This window comes from Desulfonatronum sp. SC1, assembly GCF_003046795.1.
Lineage (GTDB): Bacteria > Desulfobacterota > Desulfovibrionia > Desulfovibrionales > Desulfonatronaceae > Desulfonatronum.
In genome coordinates this window covers 1-874 of record NZ_PZKN01000077.1, presented here as the reverse complement: position 1 = coordinate 874, position 874 = coordinate 1, and the positions used below count along the sequence as shown (strand labels likewise).

General features: G+C 56.9%; 1 protein-coding gene. It reads left to right on the top strand.

Going from position 1 to position 874, the window contains the following annotated elements:
- Positions 1–290 precede the first annotated feature (290 nt).
- The coding region (locus tag C6366_RS18385) for a hypothetical protein (protein WP_199221569.1) at positions 291–874 on the top strand (584 nt) is incomplete at its 3' end.

The window sequence follows — 874 nt, the reverse complement described above, 5'->3', positions numbered from 1 at the left end:
TGGTCAAAATATCCCTATTGGTCATCGCGATCCGGGGAGACATTCATGTCCGCAGGTTGTTTTCAAAAAACATCGCCATGCACGATTTTTCTAACCTTTTTCTAACCCGTTGCATGGTAGAAATCAACGAGGGAGGAAGAGTGGGTCAGGATGTTCGAAGCTCTGAAGCCATCATGTTGCCTTCCCCAAACGAAATATTTTCACCGCCGATTCCGATGTTGCAGACAACCGACAAGACCAGGAGTTCCATGATGTTGAAAAGGCATGCTGAAGTTGCTCAAGATTCCAACATGTTTCACCCTCGATGGGGCAAAAGCCGCAATTGGTTGGTACGGCTCTGGCTCTTGCTCCTGCCGCTGCTGCTTATCCCGACGGCCCCGGCCCACGCCCAGTTCGACGGCGGAACGGGAACATCCGAAGACCCCTATCTCGTGGCCACTGCCGAGCACCTGAACAACGTCCGCAATCACCACAGCGCCTATTTCCGGCAGACAGCGGACATCGATCTTGGAATCGCCCCCTGGAATACACACCACGGCTGGGTCCCCATCGGAGCATCGGAAAGTCGCTTCAGAGGGCATTATGACGGTGCCGGAAACGTAATCCGCAACTTGATGGTGAACCGATCGGGAACGACTCACCAGGGACTGTTCGGCTCTATTGAAAACGCCTCGATACGAAACCTGCGCCTGGAGAATATCAACGTCATCGGCGGGAACTTCACGGGCGGTTTGGCGGGCGAGTCCGCGGGCAGCGCCGTGCAGCGGGTCGTGCTGAGCGGGGGCCAGATTGTCGGGGGAACGAACGTCGGCGGATTGTTCGGCATGTTCAGCGGCGGCCTGCTGCACCTGGCCTCGGCCGATGCGGCGGTCCA